Genomic DNA, 19,080 nt, shown 5'->3' with positions numbered 1-19,080 from the left:
GGTGAGCATATGGCACGTTTTGAAGGTGTATATGTGGCCTTGGTTACACCGTTCACGGCAGAGATGGAGGTCGACTACAAGCGTCTGACCGAGCTGTGCGAGCATCTGATTGCAAGCGGTATTAGCGGACTGGTACCTACGGGATCGCTGGGAGAGTATGCTGCCTTGTCTCCAGAGGAACGATCGCAGGTGGTGCATACGGTCATTGACGCTGCGGCGGGACGTGTTCCTGTTGTAGTCGGCTCGGCCGCTCCATCCACTAAACAGGCGGTACATTGGGTGCAGCATGCCAAGGATGCCGGGGCAGCGGGTGTCATGGCGTTGCCGCCCATTAATTATAATCCATTGCCCCATGAGGTAACGACTCACTATGAAGCATTGTCAGAGGTGGGCCTGCCGATCATTGCGTATAACAACCCCCATGATTACAAGGTTGACCTGACCCCGGATATTCTTGTGGACTTGTCACATATTGAGAATATTGTAGCAGTCAAGGAATTTTCCGGGGATGTACGGCGTATTCACGCTATTTTGGACCAGACAGAGCTGGAGGTCATGGTCGGAGTAGATAATCTGGCGATGGAGGGAGCATTGTTCGGCGCGACAGGCTGGATTTCGGGGGTACCTAATGCGTTACCAAAAGAAGGAGTAGAGCTGTTCCGGCTTGCGCAGGCGGGAAATTTGGCGGAAGCGTCCGCGTTGTATCGCAGACTATTACCGCTGTTCCACTACGATGCCAGTCCGCAATTGGTGCAGTCCATCAAATATATGATGGAGCTGGCTGGATTCCCGGTCGGTCCGACACGGCCGCCCAGACTTGCGTTGCCACAGGCGGAATATGACCGGATTCGTGAAGCTTTTGAGGTGGCAGTTCGCCCGAGCGGGGTTTCATCTTGAATGGGGGTGAAGACAATGGAGAGCCGAAATTGGATTGGCGGTGAGTGGCTGAGCCCTTCCGGCGAGGAGATGGTGGTTCGTAATCCTTCGGCGTTGCAGGAAGAAGTGGGGGTCGTCCATTTCTCCAATGAGCGTGATATTGCCCAGGCCGGGGAAGCAGCACGACTGGCACAGGCAGGATGGGCAGCATTAAGCCCGGCAGCACGGGGAGCTTACTTGTTCAAAGCAGCCGGGTTGTTGGAAACAGCCGCACCTGAATTGGCTGAGCTGGCCAGCAGAGAAATGGGCAAGCCAATTACCGAGATGCGAGGAGAGGTGATGCGAGGTGTTCATCTGCTTCGATATTATGCGGCAGAGGGCGTACGTTCCATTGGGACGGTCATTCCTTCGAATGAGTTGGGAGTGCTCCAATACACGAAGCGCATCCCGCTGGGGGTAACGGCTGTCATAACGCCGTGGAATTTTCCAGTAGCAATTCCGCTGTGGAAAATTGCTCCTGCACTCTTGTGTGGCAATACGGTCATTTGGAAGCCTGCCGAACATGCTTCATTAACCGCAGTACGGATCGCTGAGCTATTTGAAGCGGTGCAGCTTCCGCCCGGCGTACTGAATCTCGTCATTGGGCAGGGGAGTCGTATAGGCGATGCCCTACTGGAGCATCCAGCATTGGAGGCGGTCAGCTTCACGGGTTCTACCGCTACAGGTTTGGGCATTGCTGAACGGTGCGCACGTCGGAACATCAAATACCAGACTGAGATGGGCGGCAAAAATGCTGCCGTGGTGCTGAAGGACGCGGATGTGTCACAGGCGGTGGCGATGATTGCCAGTGGTGCCTTTCGGTCAGCCGGACAAAAATGCACGGCCACTAGCCGGGTGATTGTAGAACGGTCTGCCTATGAGACGTTCACAGAAGCTTTACGCCAAGTGGTGGAAAAAATCCAGATCGCTCCAGCGCTTGACCCCGGTGCGTATCTCGGACCTGTGGCATCCAAGGGTCAGTACGAGAAGGTCATGTCCTATGTATCGCTAGCTCGCCGGGAAGCTGATATTTTGGCGGAAGGTGGAGCCGCCGCCGGGACAGATAACGGTTATTATGTGCGTCCACTGCTGGCGGCTGGTCTGGATTCGTCCCATACCTTGATTCAGGAGGAGGTTTTTGGCCCAGTCATCAGTGTCATACAGGCCGACGACTTTGAGGATGCGATTCGGCTGTGCAATGATTCTATTTATGGGTTAAGCGCTTCCCTGTTCACCCGCGATTTGCGGCTTGCTCATCGGTTTCTGGATGAAGCGGACGCGGGAATGGTACGGGTTAATCAGGAGACGGCGGGAGTTGAGTATCAGTCTCCGTTCGGTGGTCTGAAGCAGTCAAGCTCACATACCCGGGAACAGGGTCAGGCGGCGCTGGATTTTTATTCAGCGATTAAGACCTGTGCGATCAGCTATGCGTAAACGCGCGACGGAACGAAGTGTCACGGATAGGACGGAAGTGCAGGGGGAAAAGACCCATTATGCAGAAAATCAGTACGCAGAAAACCAGTATGCTGGATCTCCGGGCGTGCAATCAAAAACATTTGGCGCGTCAGGCCATGTGCTTGTATGTCGATGTGAAGAAGTGAGTATTGCACAGATGGAGCAGGCCTGCCTCATGGGTGTGGACACCGTGCGCCAGCTTAAAATGGCTACGCGGGTGACCATGGGGGCATGCCAGGGCAGGGTATGCCGACAATTAGTGGAATCATGGTTTTACAATCAGGTTCCTGCTGCCCGCCGGGAGGCGGAGTTGTTATCACAAAGGCCCCCGGTGCGTCCCGTAACGTTCGGTCAGCTGGCAGAAGGAGGTTCCCTATGAGCCGTGCGCGTATTGTGAATCATCCGATTTTGGGACCCAAGCCAGAGCGGCGGCAGGTATCTTTCATGTTTGATGGTCGTCCCATGCAGGGATTGGCTGGAGAACCGCTAGCGGCAGCGCTCCTCGCCAGCGGTGTCCGTTTGCTGAGAAGGCATGAGGAATCCGGTACGGCCAGGGGCGTATACTGCGCCATTGGGCACTGTAACGAATGTCGTCTGACGGTTCATCCGTTTGGTACGGTTCGTTCCTGTCTGACCAAGCTGGAAGAAGGTATGGTGGTGGAAACCGGACGGCAGCTTTCGAATGAAATCACAGGGAGAATTGTGACATGAATAAAATGGCACATCTCATCGTCATTGGCGCAGGTCCGGCCGGACTGTCTGCAGCGGCATCGGCTGCTGAACAAGGATTGCCAGTCACGGTACTGGATGAGTTTACTGAGCCGGGTGGACGTATGCCCGGGCAATATCATGAGGAAGGCAGTCAAGGCTGGTGGATCGGAAAGCATGTTTCGGATGAGCTGATTACCCGCTGCGCGGAGCTTGGGGTGGACATTCGCTGTGGCGTTTCTGTACATGGCATGGAATATACGACAACGTGGGAAATTTCCACTTCCTGTGGGTTGATCACGGCTGAGTACGTATTGCTGGCGACTGGAGCGGCTGAGATTCCCGTTCCGCTGGATGGCTGGACGTTACCGGGTGTAATGTCCATCGGGGCTGCGCAGGTGCTGACCAATGTTCATTACGTCAAGCCGGGAGAACGCGGCATTATTGTAGGCATGAACGTATTGTCGATGGCGATTGCCCGCGAGCTGTCCGTCGCCGGGGTAAAGGTGGCGGCGATTACACTGCCGTGCGCGGGTCCGCTGGCTGGTGCAGCGGCAGATCCGACAGCCTCCGCGAAGCTGCTGCTTCAGCTGTCGGGGTTGGCGCCTGCCGCCTGGATGCGCGTCGGCGGCAAGCTGGCAGCGACGATGCGGATGGAGAAGCTCATCGCGCGCTGCTATCCCCACAGAGGCTTCCGTCTGTGGGATATCCCGATCCGTTTGCGGACAGCAGTGCAGTCCGTCAACGGGCAGGACCGGGTCGAATCCGTGACCCTGGTCCACGTTAAACCGGACGGCTCGCCGATTGCTGGCAGCGAGCGCGTCGAACCCGCCGACTTCGTGGCGCTGAGCGGCGGCTTGTATCCGCTCGCTGAGCTGGCGGCGGTAGCCGGGTGCAAATTCGTGTACAGCCCTGAGCTGGGTGGGCATGTTCCACTGCATGGTGAGCGAATGGAAACCTCGCTCAAAGGACTGTACGTTGCCGGCAATATTACCGGCATCGAAAGCGGGCTGGTCGCCATGGCTCAAGGGCGATTAGCAGCCGCTTCCATGATCCATGCTGCTGGACTTGGCGGAGCAGGCGGGGAACAACGGGTGCAGGAGGCGATCCGTGAGGTTCATTTTGCACGGAAACATGCGCTAATTCAATTTCATCCCGGCATTACAGAAGCGAGAACGCAGCTGTACCAGCAGTGGGGGCAAATCTCTTCTGGGAGCGGCGCGTAACGGCTCGTTAGGTTGGATATGCGTTTTTTACCCCAAATTCGCCTTAAAGGAGGAACGGAAGATGACTCTTAAAGCAAAGGCCCATATGAAAGCAGCACCGTTCGCACTGAACGAGGTGGTATTGGCTGAAGGTCCCTTCAAACAGGCGATGGAGCTGAACCGATCTTATCTGTTGGAGCTTGAGCCTGATCGTCTGCTGGCGCGTTTTCGGGAATATGCCGGGCTTGCGCCCAAAGCGCCTCAATATGAAGGCTGGGAAGCGATGACTATTTCCGGTCATACGCTGGGACATTATTTGTCCGCTTGCTCCATGATGTTTGCTTCGACCAGCGATGAGCGTTTTAAGGAAATTGCACATTACATTACGGATGAACTGGATGTTTGCCAGGCGGCGCATGGGGACGGATATGTATCTGGCATTCCTGGGGGAAAGGAACTTTTTGAAGAGGTATCTGCCGGAAATATTCGTTCGAAGGGCTTTGACCTGAACGGTGCCTGGGCTCCTTTGTATACACTACACAAGTTATTCGCTGGTTTGCGTGATGCGTATCATTTGACAGACTGTGACAAGGCATTAGGTGTAGAGCGCAAACTGGCGGACTGGCTCGAAGGAATTTTGAAGCCGATGAGCGATGAGCAGATGCAGCAGATGATGTTTTGCGAATATGGAGGCATGAATGAGGTATTGGCGGATTTGTATGCGGATACCGGGGAAGAGCGCTACTTGCGGCTGGCTGAGTGCTTCTGGCACAAGCTGGTGCTGGACCCGCTTAGCTCACAGGAGGATTGCTTACAGGGCATTCACGCCAATACACAGATACCGAAACTAATCGGGCTTGCCAAGGAATATGAGCTCACGAATGACACGAAGCGTCGGAAGACGGTAGAATTTTTTTGGGAGCGGGTGGTGGATCATCATTCGTATGTCATTGGCGGCAATAGCTTTGGAGAATATTTTGGAGCGCCGGATGGCTTGAATGATCGCATCGGACCGCATACGACGGAGACATGCAACACCTATAACATGCTCAAGCTGACTAATCACCTGTTTCAGTGGAATGTTTCTGCCAAGGAAGCGGACTTTTATGAGCGAGGTTTATTCAATCATATTTTGGCTTCTCAGGACCCGGTTCACGGGGGTGTTACGTATTTTCTGTCGCTGGCCATGGGCGGGCACAAGCATTTTGAAAGTAAATTTGATGATTTTACATGCTGTGTGGGCACAGGGATGGAAAACCATGCGAGCTACGGTAGCGGCATATATTTTCACGATCACGATAAGCTGTATGTCAATCAGTTCATTGCTTCTACGCTGGCATGGAAAGACACAGGTGTTATGCTAAAACAAACTACGTCCTATCCAGACACGGATCATACCACGCTGGAAATTCAATGTGATCAACCTGCACCATTTATGCTGCTCATCCGCTATCCTTATTGGGCTGAAAAAGGGATCACTATCTGTGTAAACGGCAAGGAACAGTCGGTTGAATCAGAACCGGGCAGCTTTGTCTCTATCGCTAGAACCTGGCTTGATGGTGATGTTGTTGAGGTGACAATTCCGATGTCGCTCAGACTGGAGCAGATGCCAGATAACCCGGATCGGGCGGCTGTCATGTATGGACCGCTGGTGCTGGCAGGTGATCTGGGACCCTTAGAAGATCCTAAAGCCAAAGAGTTCCTCTATACCCCGGTATTCATCCCTCCAACAGAAGAACTGGATCATTGGATACAGCCCGTGGAGGGCAAAACGAATACATTCCGTACCTTAAAAGCAGGGCATCCCCGAGATGTGGAACTGTCTCCGCTGTATAAAATGCATGACCGTACCTATTCAGTCTATTGGGACATTTTTCCGAAGGAAGCATGGCAGGAGGCGGAAAAGGAATACACAGCAGCACGCGAAAAGCTGGCGATTCTGGAGCAGTGCACGATTGACTTTGCCCAACCCGGAGAAATGCAGCCGGAGCGGGATCACAACTTTCAGGGAGATGCTTCGACTCGCACCGGATATGTGAATAACCGACCTTACCGGAATGCGGGAATTGACGGCTGGTTCTCTTTCGATTTGAAGACAGATCCGATTGCTCCAATGCTGCTGGTTATCACCTACACGGCTACGCTGGAAATGCCAAACTGTGATTTTGATATTTGGATTAACGGTCATCTGCTTGAGCATTTTAGTGAAGGCTTTGATGAGGCTGACAAGTTTTACAACGTGAATGCCGCTATTCCGGCTGCATATCTGGAGGGTAAGGATATAGCCACAGTGACCTTCAAAGCCAAGCCTGGACAGCGTATCCGCAGATTGTTTGGGCTGAGGATGGTCAACAAGGACGTGTATGAGCAGCTATATCAAGCTGGGAGTCCAGGTGCACATGAATGATTTTTTGAGCTGTTTCGTGAGAAAATTAACGTTTGATTTTTAACCAGTAATGATTTATGATGTAAGAAATATTGGATGATGCTGGAATAATCCATAGGATATGAACTGATATATTCATAGTTTTTGCGCGTGAAGCACACGGGCTGTTTCTTCCTTCAGAGGGGAGAGGCAGCCCTTTTTTGATGAGATTTTGCAGAAATATAAGTTATATAAGGAGGCAATTCTATGATTTAGAGCGGGAGATTTCTCATAGGAAATGATTTTTAGAGTAGTTATATTAGTTATTTTTCTTATAGATTTTGTAATTGGGAAACCCTATAATATATAAGTTGTATCCAGTATTTTCCGAAAGTGGGGATGCGATGAGTTTATGAGATTAGAGTTGATATACATAGTTTATAAGTTTAAGCAGACAAAGGGGATCGAGAGATGAGTATGAAAAAATGGGTGTTGAGTTTGACCGCAGTCACGTTGCTATGGGGCGGGGCAAGTACGATTCCAATGGCGGAGGCGGCAAGTAGCACCAAACCAATTGAAGTCTTATTAAATGCGAAAAAAATACAATTCCCGGATGCCAAACCTTTTCAGGATAGTAACGATTATGTGATGGTTCCAATCCGGTTTGTATCCGAGGCATTGGGTGCTAAGGTGGGCTGGGAGAAAACAGGCGGCCAATTAGCCGTGTCGATTAATAATGATGCACATGCTGTTAATATGACAGTGGGGCAAAACACCGCTACCGTAGATGGGCAAACGAAAACGTATGAAACGAAGATTATCTTGAAGCAAAACCGTACTTTTGTGCCGCTGCGGTTAGTGAGTGAGGGTTTGGGACAGACGGTAGAATGGGATAAGGTCAGCCGCTGGGTCTGGATTGGGAAGAAGGAAATCGCTGCGCTGGAGGATACGGGGCATCAGGCGGTGAGTATTGAGCCGTATAAAAAGGCGTTTACAACAAAATCGTATCTTTTAGAAAATGCAGATGGCGAAAAATACAGTAAGGTACTAATTTTTAAATCATCTGACTTACCAGTGAGGCTTCTGCGTGATTTATATTCCATTGAGCCGTACACTAACGACAAAGGCACAACATATATGAAAATGAGGGTTAGAACTACTTCTTCAGCAGGTGGAATTTTTTATATCACAAACAATAATGAAATCAGATATCGCTATCCTGTACCTGATCTAACTAGCAACAATGGAGATGGAACAAAAACGTTGTATTACCCTATTTATTCCTCAAGAGATGAATTGTTTGATAAAGTTAAAAATTATAAATCATTCAAAATAAATGATATTAAATATATTGGGTTTGATGGCTGGTCAGATAAATATATCCCGTTGATGGTGAATTCATGAGAAGGAAATTAGATTGTATGAAGAAGACCAAACACCTTCTGATTGCACTTTTGGTGGGGTTACTGTTATTTTTTCAGTTCCCACCATTCTCTTTTCCTACTAACATGGTGGCGGCAGATACAGAAATCACGCCACTCTCTTATTTTCCAGATAAGAACAATCGTTACTTTGTTGGGATGATGTACTTTGATATGTGGAAGAACACCGCTGGGGAATGGGTAACACAAAAAAAACAACCGAATAAACATATGTATGGGGAAGCTACCTTTACGTACAAATTTCAATTTCCAGGTCGTAAAATTAAAAGTGTCGAAGCGAGTTTATATGAACCTAAAATAAATAAAGAGAATCTTGACTATAAAAAGTATTTCTCAAAATCAAGATCCGATAACTATGAAGATTATCGACGAGCTATCAGTGGTGATGCAACTAGCAATAGTAGCAAAACAAGTAATGAAATTCGTCCCTTTCAAAAACAAGGTATTGGTACCGACACTACAGTTATCCCCGTAACCGTAAATATGCTTCTGGATGCGGAAGAACCTTTAAATATTAAAGACGAGTCTTGCCCTACCTGTGCCAAAGAAGTAGAAGCCTGGCGCATCTACCAGCCCATTCTATTCAAGATCGAACTGGAGGGTGGTCTGATCGTCAAGCATTTTACCACTGATGGAAAATCGCTTAACAACGTATTTACACCAATAGAAGATGAACTTAAACCTGATCAACCGTATGATTTCACCCCGCCAACCAATCCGAAATATGAGTATGTGGGTTACAAGAAAAGCACGACAGGTAAACCGCCAAGCGGAGATATCTTGCCGGGAATTGTACCCGGGTTTACCTATGACGGTTCTTTTGAGCAGTTTACCGCTTACTTGTATTACAAAGAAGCTCAGGGCTGTCCTAAGCCTGGAGAAAGCCAAGAGGGAGCGCCCTCAGATTGTCAAGATCATGAACAGCCAACGAAAGGTGTTGTCTGCTCACGTCCCGTTCCAGGTTTGCGCCTGGAAACCGCCGAACTGGACCCAGTAGTATCTGCCGTGATCAAAGCGGACCAGCGTGGTCGGGAACGATTTGACGTATCCAAAGGTATTCCTACCTCTGAAAGCCTGTACGGTCATGTACAAGCCAAGAGATACCTTTTTCAACATAAGTTTGTGAACATGACGGGTCAGTGTACATATACGGTGAACGTAAAACGGGAATATCGGTTGACCTGGCGGCCTAAGAAAAAATCTCGGCGGAATGAGACTGTGAAGCGAACTTATACTTACCAAATCGTCCGTCCGTACTCTTATTGGAAGATAGACAATTTGGAGGTATATGGCATCAAAGAGGCTACGCTTCGAAATTATGCGTTACCCAATGAAGCAATCACCCTGCGTCCGCAATCCTATACTCCCCCTTCTTATATTGCGGCGACCCAGGGTAACTTTTATCCGCCCCCTGCACCAGGCACAGTGGACGGAGGTAGTCGCAGCAAAAATGGCGGCAGCAGCAAGCCCAGTGTGCCTGATGATCGCAGTGTACTGAAATCTAAGGCAGAGGAGGCGGTTAAGGAAATCGAAGTGGAGAACGATACTTTGACCTTTGAAAACAAGATCATTATGAATCCAGAGCGCGTCAAGGTAAATGGCCCTAAACCAGGTGTGATTCCCTCTTCCGGAGCGATTGGGGCCGATGTGCTGTACAGTACGAATCATGTGATTGATAAGCATAAGATCAATAAGCCCAACACGCCCAGCAGTGGTGACATCATTTACGCTATTCTCAAAGGAAATATCAATGGAGGTGCGGATAAAACGTTGCCGATACAGGGAATCAATACGGTGACTGTCCACACTCCCGTAGTGAATCTGTCTAAAGTATCGGATGATGCTGCTCATAATCAGAAAACCCAACCTACGAAGGGGCGATCGGCACTTATTTTGGAGCGTCCTTTTCGAGTGACGATTTCAACAGCAGGTCCGCATTTGAATATTCCCGGCTATGGTGATCGGGAGTATGCCAAATATGTACGAACCAAGCAGGTGCGCTTTCCGTTCGATGTGTACGACCAAGGAAAGACACATTTTTATCCGCGAGGTACCTGGATCGACATTCCGATGCTGCAGTTGGACACAGACTTTTATTTACCCGTATGGGTCGATGAGGGGAATTATACAGTTGAGTTCCGCACCATTGCCGAAAATGCACCGGATGGATTTACCGAACAGCGCCATGCTAACACGGATATCGCCCATCATGTTGCCAATGATGTGGTGAATATTGAAGTCATCGGACGGATGTATGATTTTCATATCACGGATATTGCAGATTACCATTGGGAGCGTGTATTTCGGCAGCAAAAAGGCAGCCCAATGCATAGCGGTCTGTCCTATTGGACAGGGCTTGGCAATATTGACGGGTTGCCTAGAGGGAACCCGGAGCCCTTCACATTGCCCGTTCGCCCAGGCAGTCACCCACATGAAGGTTATGCAAATGTGGCAGTCAAGACAGGCTATCATTTCAAGTTTGACCTCAAAACCAAAGGCAATATGTTCAGCGCCCAGGATGGAATTCGCATTACCCCTTCATTTTATTGGGTGAGCAAAGATGGGCGACAGCGGGAAGAGGTGGATTTGTATACACATGCAGGCAGCCGAAAATTTATCCATGTAGGATCGGCAGAGGACCGGGAAAAGCGATATGTTATTTTGAATGAACGGCTACGCAATGTCCCTATGGAGGAAATGCAGGATACAGCAGCCTACCAATATCAACATGGACTGAGTGAAGCAGAGCGAAGTCAGTTAATGCTGGAACGTTATGTGGCGCTGTATGTCCAGCGTATTACACGTAGCAAGACCTGGGTTGGACGCTACGACTGGCTGGTGTTGCCTGCGGCTGTGCGTACCTTGATCGGTCCAAAGACGGACCTGCCGGAGGGGGTTGATGCCGATCGTGCGAATGCGGCGATTCAGCGCTGGTATGGCGAGTATAGTCTGCCTGCTGATGTGTACGCCGTTACCAAAGGGACGGATTTGCACGAGGTCAGTCACCGTCAGGAGCTAAACGAGCATACAGATATATTCAAGAAGACAGGCTTTATAGTGGTTCACTTTAATTTGGAATCACTCCGTCAGGGGGACACCAAGCATCCACATTTGCAATATATTAATGGCCCGCTTTTGAACCAATGGCAACTGGAGGGATATCGTAGAGAGATAAAGGACCCCTACGGACACACCTTTCATTTACAGGATGGAGATGTCGTGTTTTATCATGCAGACCAGTCCAGTCGAGACGATTTTCGTTCATTTGTCCCTCACTAATTGGGAGATATACAAATTAAAGATAACCTAAACTTATCCTTGACGATGTTGCACAAGCTTGACAAGCCCCTGCCAGCGTGTTGGTCGTTTTCCAGCTTTTCTACCGATGATCCCTTACTGGTGAAGGTGTAGTGTGAGCGAGCCAAATAAGCAAGCCTGGATTCTCATCCAGGCTTGCTTACTCTTGCATTGATGTTATTGGGCTGGCACAGAGATTTTCATTTCCAGTTCTTTGATATACGTTTTGTCGCCTTTCTTCACTTCGTTGCCAACCTTGTCATTCACTTGTCCCACAATGCTCCAGTCGGTAGGCTTGACGGTCAAAGTGAACGGCTTAATCGTCACGTATTTCGTGCCCGGTTTGAGAGCATCGTACAGCTCATCCACATGATATTTTGTCTTAGGCTTGCTGTGGAAATAACCGAATTTGCGCTGCTCTAGAATGTTGCCCTGATCATCTGCAATATCGTAATACATCATCGTTGGCGCATACTCTCCCGTCTGCTCCTGAGAAGCAGGCACTTCACCTGTACTGTCCAGCACTAGACGAGTCGTTGTTGAGGTGGATTTCAGCTCCTTCACGGTATAGCTGAAGTTATTGCTGGTCTTCGTCTCATTCGGTTGGACCACAATCATGGTGTTGTCGATTTTCACCGGAACTTTGAATTCATAGGGCTCGTTGACACCTGTCATCGAAGTTTTAACCGTCAACTCAAACTCGTCCGGCAAAGATCCTAACTGCATGAATTCCCCAACGACAGAATTTTTTTTGTGCGGATCATCACCGTATATAAATTGTTGAGAGTCAACTTTTTTTCCGTTAATCTGTACTTCAGGATGTTTAAAGTAGCCCTTAGGCTGATCCTTCTCGGGCACTTGATGGGCTTTTAACCATTCATCATTACCACTACTTTCAGCATCCATAGGTACATAAGGACTTATAGAGCCTTCCGGCATATTCTCGCCTTGACGCTCAATGGAAAAGGACAGGCGTGTACCGTCATACAGAACATCGCTTAATGTCAGCGTAATTCCGTCATGCGTTACACTTTCATTAGGATGACTGAGAATGCCCTTATCTACAGCAGTCTGAATTTCATCCGAGCTCAATCCATAAAAAATACTGCCAATTCCGGGAATTTGCTTGAGTGTGGCCGCCATCGTGGGTGATACAAACCCGGCGCCTACCACTCCTGCCCCTAATATGCCAACTACGGATGCCGCCATAACAGCCCGTTTTGCAAACTTTGGTTTCGTCGTCTTTCTTTGTATGGCTCTTTTTTCAATCTGCTTCATAATTTGATCACTCATACTGCCTCTGGGCATGACAGATTCATGGATCCAATTTTCCAACGGGTCCATTTCACGCTCATAAGGTGGTGTTAGATGTTTGTCCATTAACAAGTCCTCCTTTACTTCTGTGGTCCAGCAGCTTGCGCCGAAGCCGCTCATATTTTTTGCGGATGGTTGCCGACTTTAAGCCCATGATGCTGCTAATTTCCTCAAAGCTGTATTGCTCGACAGCCTTCAGTAGCAGAATATGACGTTCTTCTGGGGTAAGATAAGTCAGCAGCTCTTCAATCACACTTTTATAAGGTGATACTTGGGCGATGGACTCTTGTTCCTTGACCTGCTGAACCAGTTTGAGCCAGCGGCTGTGTTTCCTTTTGATGTTCATTAAGTGATGATAGGCTATCTTGTATAGCCATGCCGAGAAGCTGGTCTGTCTGCTGTATTGATGAAGATGCTCATAAGCTCTGATAAAAATGTCCTGAACCGCGTCCTCTGTGGCTTCATGATTCTTCAAAATATAAAAGCAGTAGGTGTACATCTGACGCTCGAATTGCCGAATAATGATTTCATAAGCCTGCTGTTCACCAGCCTTGATACGTTCTATGGCCAGCTCAATCTGGCTGTATTTGTCCTGTGTATCCCCGGGGATGGTTGCCTGCAAGAGCTCACCTCCTTGTATTTATGTCTATATAACAATCGCAACGGGTCATTTTGTGACATCATTTTTGTGGAACCTTGATAGGTATGTATGTTTGATCACAGCTCGTTCATTTTATCATTTTATGATATTCGGATATTCTCACTTCAACTAACATGGTCGACTCACAAATGGACCGTTTTAAACGGTCTAATGGGTCATTTCAATAGAAACGGACAACAACACGGATTTGTGTAGAGAAATACTCGGATATTTAAACGCGTTTGGGGGAACAGCAAAACTATAATAATAAGGAATTTAAATTATGTAAGCGCAATCATTTTCTGTATTTGCTTGTCATCACAATACAATTGAGGAGGACGAATTGGATGGCTCAAAGGAAAGGCGCATGGCAAAAGGGAACCTTGACCGCCGCGTTGGCAGCAATGCTGGCGATGACGGGCACGACTGGAGGAGTGGCTGCGGAAGACTTATCCGAACCCACGCTGCAGGCAGAATCAGCAATCGCAGTAGAACAAAACCGTAGTGGCAGCATTCAGCTGGAAAAGCTGGATCGCGGTCTGGTAGCTGCGGCGACGCAAGAGGGTGTATTTTTAAGCTGGCGGTTATTGGCCCAGGAAGTGAATGGCTACAGTTCAACAGGGCTGACAGGAGCGGACTTTAACGTATACCGTGATGGCAAGAAAATCGCGACGGTGACGGATAGCACCAATTATCTGGATAAGGAAGGAAACGGAAATGCGGTGTACAGGGTCGCTTCAGTCGTTAAAGGGAAAGAAAAGGATCGCAGTGCCAAAGTGAAGCCATGGCAGCAGGGTTATTATGAGCTTCCTCTGCAAAAGCCTGCTGATAGCGTAACACCCGCAGGTGAATCCTATACTTATTCGGCCAACGATATGAGTGTGGGGGATGTGGACGGAGACGGCCAATATGAATTTTTTGTAAAATGGGACCCATCCAACTCCAAAGATGTATCTCAGAAGGGGTATACCGGAAATACGTATGTCGATGCGTATACGTTCGAGGGCAAGCTGCTGTATCGGATTGACCTCGGTGTGAATATTCGCTCAGGTGCCCATTATACACAGATGATGGTGTATGATTTTGACGGCGATGGCAAAGCCGAGCTGATGTTCAAGACCGCCCCGGGGACCAAAACGATTACTTTTGACAAGAAGGGCAAGCCCAAAAAAGAAAAATATATTACCCTGCCCCGTGAGGATCGCAAAGCTGGAATTACACATAAGGACGATTATCGTTTGAGTCGTACGGATTATTATGAGCATGTAGTGAATATGTTCATGAACTGGACGAAGCATGAAGAAGTGGTCAAGGGGCAGTGGCCTGCTACGCTGGAGGAATGCTTTGGTATTGCTCCAAAGTATAGCTACCCGTTATCCCGAAAGGATGCGGAAAGCCTGACGGATTACTTTATGGATGTGTATGCTCCTGCGCGGAGCGACAAAAACAAGCTGAGAGAATATGAAGGTTTCATTGTGGATGGACCGGAGTATTTGACCATTTTTAAAGGGAAAACGGGTACTGATCTGGAGACGATTCGCTATGAGCCAGAGCGCCATGATGACGGTCTTATGTGGGGAGATTACGCCATGGCCCGAATTGAACCTGCTAACCGTGTGGATCGTTTTCTGGCAGGAGTAGCGTACCTGGATGGACGCAAACCATACGCCGTATTTGCACGCGGCTATTATACTCGCTCCACCTTAGTCACTTATACGTGGGATGGTCGCCATCTCCAAAAACATTGGATGGTGGACAGTGGCTGGGCACCGATGACCAATCCGTTTAATGATAGTCCGCATGGACGGGATGGAACGGACCGGAAATTCGGCACCTTGACTACACAAGGAGCACATTCGCTGAGTGCCGCAGATGTGGATGGAGACGGCAAAGACGAAATTGTATATGGCTCCGCCACGATCGACCATGATGGCAGCCTGTTGTACAGCTCGTTTGATGTTATGCCTCCTGAAAGCGCAATTCCGGGCCAAACCGCCAGATTGGGACACGGTGACGCGCTGCATGTGACTGATATTGACCCTGATCGGCCAGGAAAAGAAATCTTTATGGTGCATGAAGGCGGCACCTATGCCCCTTATGGTTATTCGCTGCGGGATGCCAAAACGGGTGAAGTCATCTACGGTGGATATTCCGGTAAGGATACAGGTCGGGGGATGGTCGGTGACATAGACCCGAATCAGCGAGGACTGGAGACTTGGGCCATAGGCTTGTGGACCGCTGCGGGCAAACAATTGGATACCAAGATGCCGGGTACCAATATGAGTATCAAATGGGCGGCTGATATGACCACACAAATCGTGAACGGGGCGATCGACGTAACCCCAACCATTGAAGATTGGAAACGAGGCACATTACTCACCGCAGCAGGTACCAAAACGAACAATTATACCAAAGGAACGCCATCGTTGGTCGCTGACATTTTCGGAGATTGGCGCGAGGAAATGCTTGTCCGTACAGCGGATAGCTCGGCGATCCGTATCTATTTGAGCACCGAGCCTACAACGCATAAATTGTACACATTGATGCATGACCCGCAGTATCGTGCGGATGTGGCGCGTCAAAATACTGGCTATAACCAGCCGTCCTACACGAGCTTTTACTTTGCATCCGATATGAATTGGGCGAACGTGCCCATTCCCAAGCTCTACACACCAAGAGCCTTGATGAATGAAGAGAGCAGTGACGAAGCGGATGAGGTAGAGGCAACGGAGGTAGATGAAAAAGAAGTCGATGAAATGAAAGTTGAAGAAACGAGCATCGATGAAACGAAAGTTGATGGAGCGGAGGCAGAAGCGAAGAAAATAGAGGGAGAGTCAGCAGCCCCAGTAGTTCCTGTAGTTCCAGCAGAGGATCTATAAACGATTAGCCGGAGACTAAAACTGTAGCACCCCATCCATTAGTTAATAGAATTAGTAAAATGGCAAGCCTCTAAATCATCAGAGGCTTGCCATTTTGTATTCTTAAAGTTTAAGAGTATAGACGATTCTATCCATGGTTGGTGTTTCTGGTTTTAGAACATCTCTAAAATAGCAAATTTGCTGAAAGCAGCGGAGAGAAACGGAACGATTGCGAAAAAGCGTCAGCGGTCGCCTTTGTATCCGGATTTTTACCACTAAGCTATTCAATAATATCCGGATACAACAGCGATTGGAGCAACGTTCCGTTCGCGGAGCGTCGCCAGACCCCCTCTTTTACTTTTCTATTTGTAAAGGAGTCGATTCTCTAAATATCGGCTCAGTTCTGATATGCGTAATCTGATAAGGCCTGGAAGGATCTTTGACCCGCGCCAATAGCATCTCAGCCGCCATAATCCCCATTTCGTTGTTGTAAATATGCACGGTGGATAAATGAGGCTCTACAATCCGGGATTCAGGAGCGTTATCAAACCCAAACACAGCAATATCTTCGGGAATTTTCAAGTTTTTGTTTTTGAGCGCTTTCATGACACTGACGGCGATAAAATCATTGGCGCACACGAACGCAGATGGAAGCACGCTCATGCCCTCCAATTGTTTATCCATCCAATCCGATTCGGAGAAAAAATTTCGGTCCTGATCAACGATGCAGCAAGATAAATCCACACTTTGGCCTGCTTCGATTAAAGCACGGTTATATCCAACCCACCGCTCGTTGAAGCTTTTGCAATGTTTATAATCCCCAACAAAACCGATCCGCGTAAATCCACGATCAATCAGGCTTTTGGTAACAGAATAAACGCTATGTTCGTTTTCCATCAACAATAAATCCGCTTTCAAATCAGGACAAAAAATGTCCACCGAGCAATCAATAAAGATTGTAGGCAGTCCCAAACTCGTAACGAGCTCACTATACTGTGGATCGAACATTTCAATACAAATGATTCCGTCAACCTTAGAGGCTTCAAAATTATTAGGCAGTGTTCCCGCTTGGATTTCGTTTTCCCGCACAATATGAATCGACAAATTATACCCTTCTGCACTTATTCTTTTTTCCAGCCCACTGATTAGAAAGGAGCCAAAATGCGAGCTGTTCGGCAGATTGCATGTGAACAGAGCAATGTTACCTTGGTTCTTAGGGATGATACTGTCTGTTTCCACATAGGCAAATTGCTTATATTTGAGCTCGATCGCTTTTTTAATGACCTTGTTCCGAGTATCAACCGGGATGCTTTCACTACCGTTAATCGCTTTGGATGCGGTGTTTCGGGAGATTCCCAAAGCGTCAGCAATGTCTTGAATGGTGACTTTTTCTTTCTTCATAGACAGGTTCCACCTTCACTTAATAAATGGATTGCCTGAGAGGTACAGTTGCCTCTGCCAGCTTTCCGTTCAGACCTAAAATGTATCCTAAATGTATAATAGTTCGCATAAAATAGCAATGTTGAGATTGCAAATGTATAAAATATTTTTACATTTGTAAAGTTTATTTAATAGCCTGTATTTATCTTTATCAGATCGAAAAATGAACTGAAATTCAAATTTGTATAAGCTGGATAAAAAAATGCTCATTGAAAGAGAGAGGGTACATTAGGGCCGCATAAGTGATGCGGTCATTGTTAATGGGGAACTTTCAGATTTGGATCATAGGGGATGATTATTTTTGTTTTTGTTACAAAAGCTCAGAATGACAATAATATTTTGGTCAAATGTAAATAAAATATTTTACAAAAGTTATTGACGAATGATAATTTGATTTGGTAAATTGAAGATGAAAAATGTAAGCCTTTTCAGTTGTTTTGTACAGACGGTTATTACAGATGGGGGGAACGCAAATGGCAAACTTGGCTAAGGCAGCTCAGAGACATGCCGCACTGGGGGAGCAAAGGTCCATTCGCAGCAAGCTAGACTATATTCGCAAAAACTATTTTCTTTACGTACTGCTGGCGCCTGCACTGATTCTTACGATTCTTTTTAAGTATGTTCCGATGTATGGGGCCATTATTGCATTCAAGGATTTTAGCCCGCTTAAAGGGATATGGGGAAGTGACTGGGTTGGACTAAAATACTTCACTAAATTTTTAGAATCACCCAATTTTACAGATATCTTCTTTAATACGCTGAAATTGAGCTTCTATGGACTTGTACTCGGGTTTCCTGTACCAATCCTGTTAGCGGTCATGCTAAATCAAATCCGCAAGGCGGGATTGAAAAAGAATATCCAGCTTGTGTTGTACGCCCCTAATTTTATTTCAGTTGTTGTCATTGTGGGTATGTTGTTTATTTTCTTGTCTCCGACCGGACCTTTGAATCAAATCATTGCATCGGTGACCGGCAACCCTGTGATCTTTATGACAGAGCCTGAATATTTTCGCTGGATTTATATTCTGTCTGGAATTTGGCAGGGGGCGGGGTGGTCTTCAATCATTTATGTAGCTGCGCTCGCTAATGTTGATCCCGAGCTGCATAATGCAGCAAGTCTGGACGGAGCCAACCTGCTTCAGCGCATATGGCATATTGATTTGCCGACGATTAAACCGATTATGGCGATTGTTTTTATCCTGGCAGCAGGAGGAATCATGTCGATTGGGTTTGAGAAGGCGTATCTTATGCAGACATCCATGAATTTGCCTACTTCTGAAATTATTCCTACCTATGTGTATAAAGTCGGCTTGCAATCCGGCAATTATGCTTATTCTGCGGCGGTCGGGCTGTTTAATTCGGTGATTAATGTGGTTTTGCTGCTGACCGTTAACTTTATCGTCAAGAAGCTCAATGAGGGAGAAGGGCTTTATTAGGAAAG

General features: G+C 47.8%; 13 protein-coding genes. 10 read left to right on the top strand and 3 right to left on the bottom strand.

Annotated features, from left to right (window positions below; genetic code table 11):
- The first annotated feature begins 9 nt into the window (after positions 1-9).
- From MMB75_RS15790 to MMB75_RS15755, 8 genes are all read left to right on the top strand, one after another.
- Positions 10-897: a dihydrodipicolinate synthase family protein gene (locus MMB75_RS15790; protein ID WP_031462998.1), complete on the top strand. Its 888-nt coding sequence runs from the start codon at positions 10-12 to the stop codon at positions 895-897.
- Between the two features lie 15 nt (positions 898-912).
- On the top strand, positions 913-2,349 hold the full coding sequence (locus tag MMB75_RS15785) for an aldehyde dehydrogenase family protein (RefSeq protein WP_031462999.1): 1,437 nt from the start codon (positions 913-915) through the stop codon (positions 2,347-2,349).
- Entirely contained in the window at positions 2,342-2,749 is a 408-nt protein-coding gene (locus MMB75_RS15780) for a (2Fe-2S)-binding protein (RefSeq protein ID WP_031463000.1), read from the top strand. Before MMB75_RS15785 ends, MMB75_RS15780 begins: the two co-directional genes overlap by 8 nt.
- The gene (locus tag MMB75_RS15775) at positions 2,746-3,081 is read left to right on the top strand and encodes a (2Fe-2S)-binding protein (protein WP_017426336.1); all 336 of its coding nucleotides are present in this window, start codon (positions 2,746-2,748) and stop codon (positions 3,079-3,081) included. The genes MMB75_RS15780 and MMB75_RS15775 overlap by 4 nt, the downstream gene beginning before the upstream one ends.
- Positions 3,078-4,304, top strand: a complete 1,227-nt coding sequence (locus tag MMB75_RS15770) for an NAD(P)/FAD-dependent oxidoreductase (protein WP_031463001.1) — start codon at positions 3,078-3,080, stop codon at positions 4,302-4,304. The genes MMB75_RS15775 and MMB75_RS15770 overlap by 4 nt, the downstream gene beginning before the upstream one ends.
- A 61-nt stretch (positions 4,305-4,365) precedes the next feature.
- Entirely contained in the window at positions 4,366-6,690 is a 2,325-nt protein-coding gene (locus MMB75_RS15765) for a glycoside hydrolase family 127 protein (protein WP_277508688.1), read from the top strand.
- A gap of 429 nt (positions 6,691-7,119) precedes the next feature.
- Positions 7,120-8,052, top strand: a complete 933-nt coding sequence (locus tag MMB75_RS15760; protein WP_045244142.1) for a copper amine oxidase N-terminal domain-containing protein — start codon at positions 7,120-7,122, stop codon at positions 8,050-8,052.
- 17 nt (positions 8,053-8,069) lie between these two features.
- Positions 8,070-11,369 carry a DUF5704 domain-containing protein gene (locus MMB75_RS15755; protein ID WP_045244141.1) on the top strand — a complete coding sequence of 1,100 codons (3,300 nt, stop codon included), beginning with the start codon at positions 8,070-8,072 and terminating at the stop codon, positions 11,367-11,369.
- Positions 11,370-11,564: 195 nt separating this feature from the next.
- Here MMB75_RS15755 and MMB75_RS15750 read toward each other — a convergent pair whose 3' ends face one another.
- Together MMB75_RS15750 and MMB75_RS15745 are read right to left on the bottom strand one after the other, a co-directional pair.
- Positions 11,565-12,767, bottom strand: coding sequence for a DUF4179 domain-containing protein (locus MMB75_RS15750; protein ID WP_045244140.1), 1,203 nt, complete (start codon positions 12,765-12,767; stop codon positions 11,565-11,567).
- Positions 12,739-13,323 (bottom strand): RNA polymerase sigma factor, encoded by a 585-nt coding sequence (locus MMB75_RS15745; protein WP_025364164.1) that lies wholly within the window; start codon positions 13,321-13,323, stop codon positions 12,739-12,741. The genes MMB75_RS15750 and MMB75_RS15745 overlap by 29 nt, the downstream gene beginning before the upstream one ends.
- Positions 13,324-13,688: 365 nt before the next feature.
- Between MMB75_RS15745 and MMB75_RS15740 the strand changes: the two genes are divergently transcribed.
- The gene (locus tag MMB75_RS15740; protein ID WP_045244139.1) at positions 13,689-16,220 is read left to right on the top strand and encodes a rhamnogalacturonan lyase; all 2,532 of its coding nucleotides are present in this window, start codon (positions 13,689-13,691) and stop codon (positions 16,218-16,220) included.
- A gap of 333 nt (positions 16,221-16,553) precedes the next feature.
- Here the strand turns inward: MMB75_RS15740 and MMB75_RS15735 are convergent, their stop codons facing one another.
- Entirely contained in the window at positions 16,554-17,600 is a 1,047-nt protein-coding gene (locus tag MMB75_RS15735; RefSeq protein ID WP_044786391.1) for a substrate-binding domain-containing protein, read from the bottom strand.
- 512 nt (positions 17,601-18,112) lie between these two features.
- On the opposite strand from MMB75_RS15735, the gene MMB75_RS15730 reads away from it, so the two are divergent.
- Positions 18,113-19,075, top strand: a complete 963-nt coding sequence (locus tag MMB75_RS15730; protein WP_016821412.1) for an ABC transporter permease — start codon at positions 18,113-18,115, stop codon at positions 19,073-19,075.
- The last annotated feature ends 5 nt before the right edge of the window (positions 19,076-19,080 follow it).

Origin of the sequence: Paenibacillus sp. P2(2022), from assembly GCF_029522175.1 — a bacterium.
GTDB classification, from domain to species: Bacteria; Bacillota; Bacilli; order Paenibacillales; family Paenibacillaceae; genus Paenibacillus; species Paenibacillus polymyxa.
Note: the sequence above shows the minus strand (reverse complement) of the source record. Positions and strands in the feature narration are given on the sequence as shown.

Bases quoted from the DNA above. Each gene is read 5' to 3' on its own strand.
- MMB75_RS15755 (WP_045244141.1), top strand. From the start codon at position 8,070: ATGAAGAAGACCAAACACCTTCTGATTGCACTTTTGGTGGGGTTACTG.
- MMB75_RS15790 (WP_031462998.1), top strand. From the start codon at position 10: ATGGCACGTTTTGAAGGTGTATATGTGGCCTTGGTTACACCGTTCACG.
- MMB75_RS15765 (WP_277508688.1), top strand. From the start codon at position 4,366: ATGACTCTTAAAGCAAAGGCCCATATGAAAGCAGCACCGTTCGCACTG.
- MMB75_RS15775 (WP_017426336.1), top strand. From the start codon at position 2,746: ATGAGCCGTGCGCGTATTGTGAATCATCCGATTTTGGGACCCAAGCCA.
- MMB75_RS15770 (WP_031463001.1), top strand. From the start codon at position 3,078: ATGAATAAAATGGCACATCTCATCGTCATTGGCGCAGGTCCGGCCGGA.
- MMB75_RS15735 (WP_044786391.1), bottom strand. From the start codon at position 17,600: ATGAAGAAAGAAAAAGTCACCATTCAAGACATTGCTGACGCTTTGGGA.
- MMB75_RS15740 (WP_045244139.1), top strand. From the start codon at position 13,689: ATGGCTCAAAGGAAAGGCGCATGGCAAAAGGGAACCTTGACCGCCGCG.
- MMB75_RS15785 (WP_031462999.1), top strand. From the start codon at position 913: ATGGAGAGCCGAAATTGGATTGGCGGTGAGTGGCTGAGCCCTTCCGGC.
- MMB75_RS15750 (WP_045244140.1), bottom strand. From the start codon at position 12,767: ATGGACAAACATCTAACACCACCTTATGAGCGTGAAATGGACCCGTTG.
- MMB75_RS15760 (WP_045244142.1), top strand. From the start codon at position 7,120: ATGAGTATGAAAAAATGGGTGTTGAGTTTGACCGCAGTCACGTTGCTA.
- MMB75_RS15730 (WP_016821412.1), top strand. From the start codon at position 18,113: ATGGCAAACTTGGCTAAGGCAGCTCAGAGACATGCCGCACTGGGGGAG.
- MMB75_RS15780 (WP_031463000.1), top strand. From the start codon at position 2,342: ATGCGTAAACGCGCGACGGAACGAAGTGTCACGGATAGGACGGAAGTG.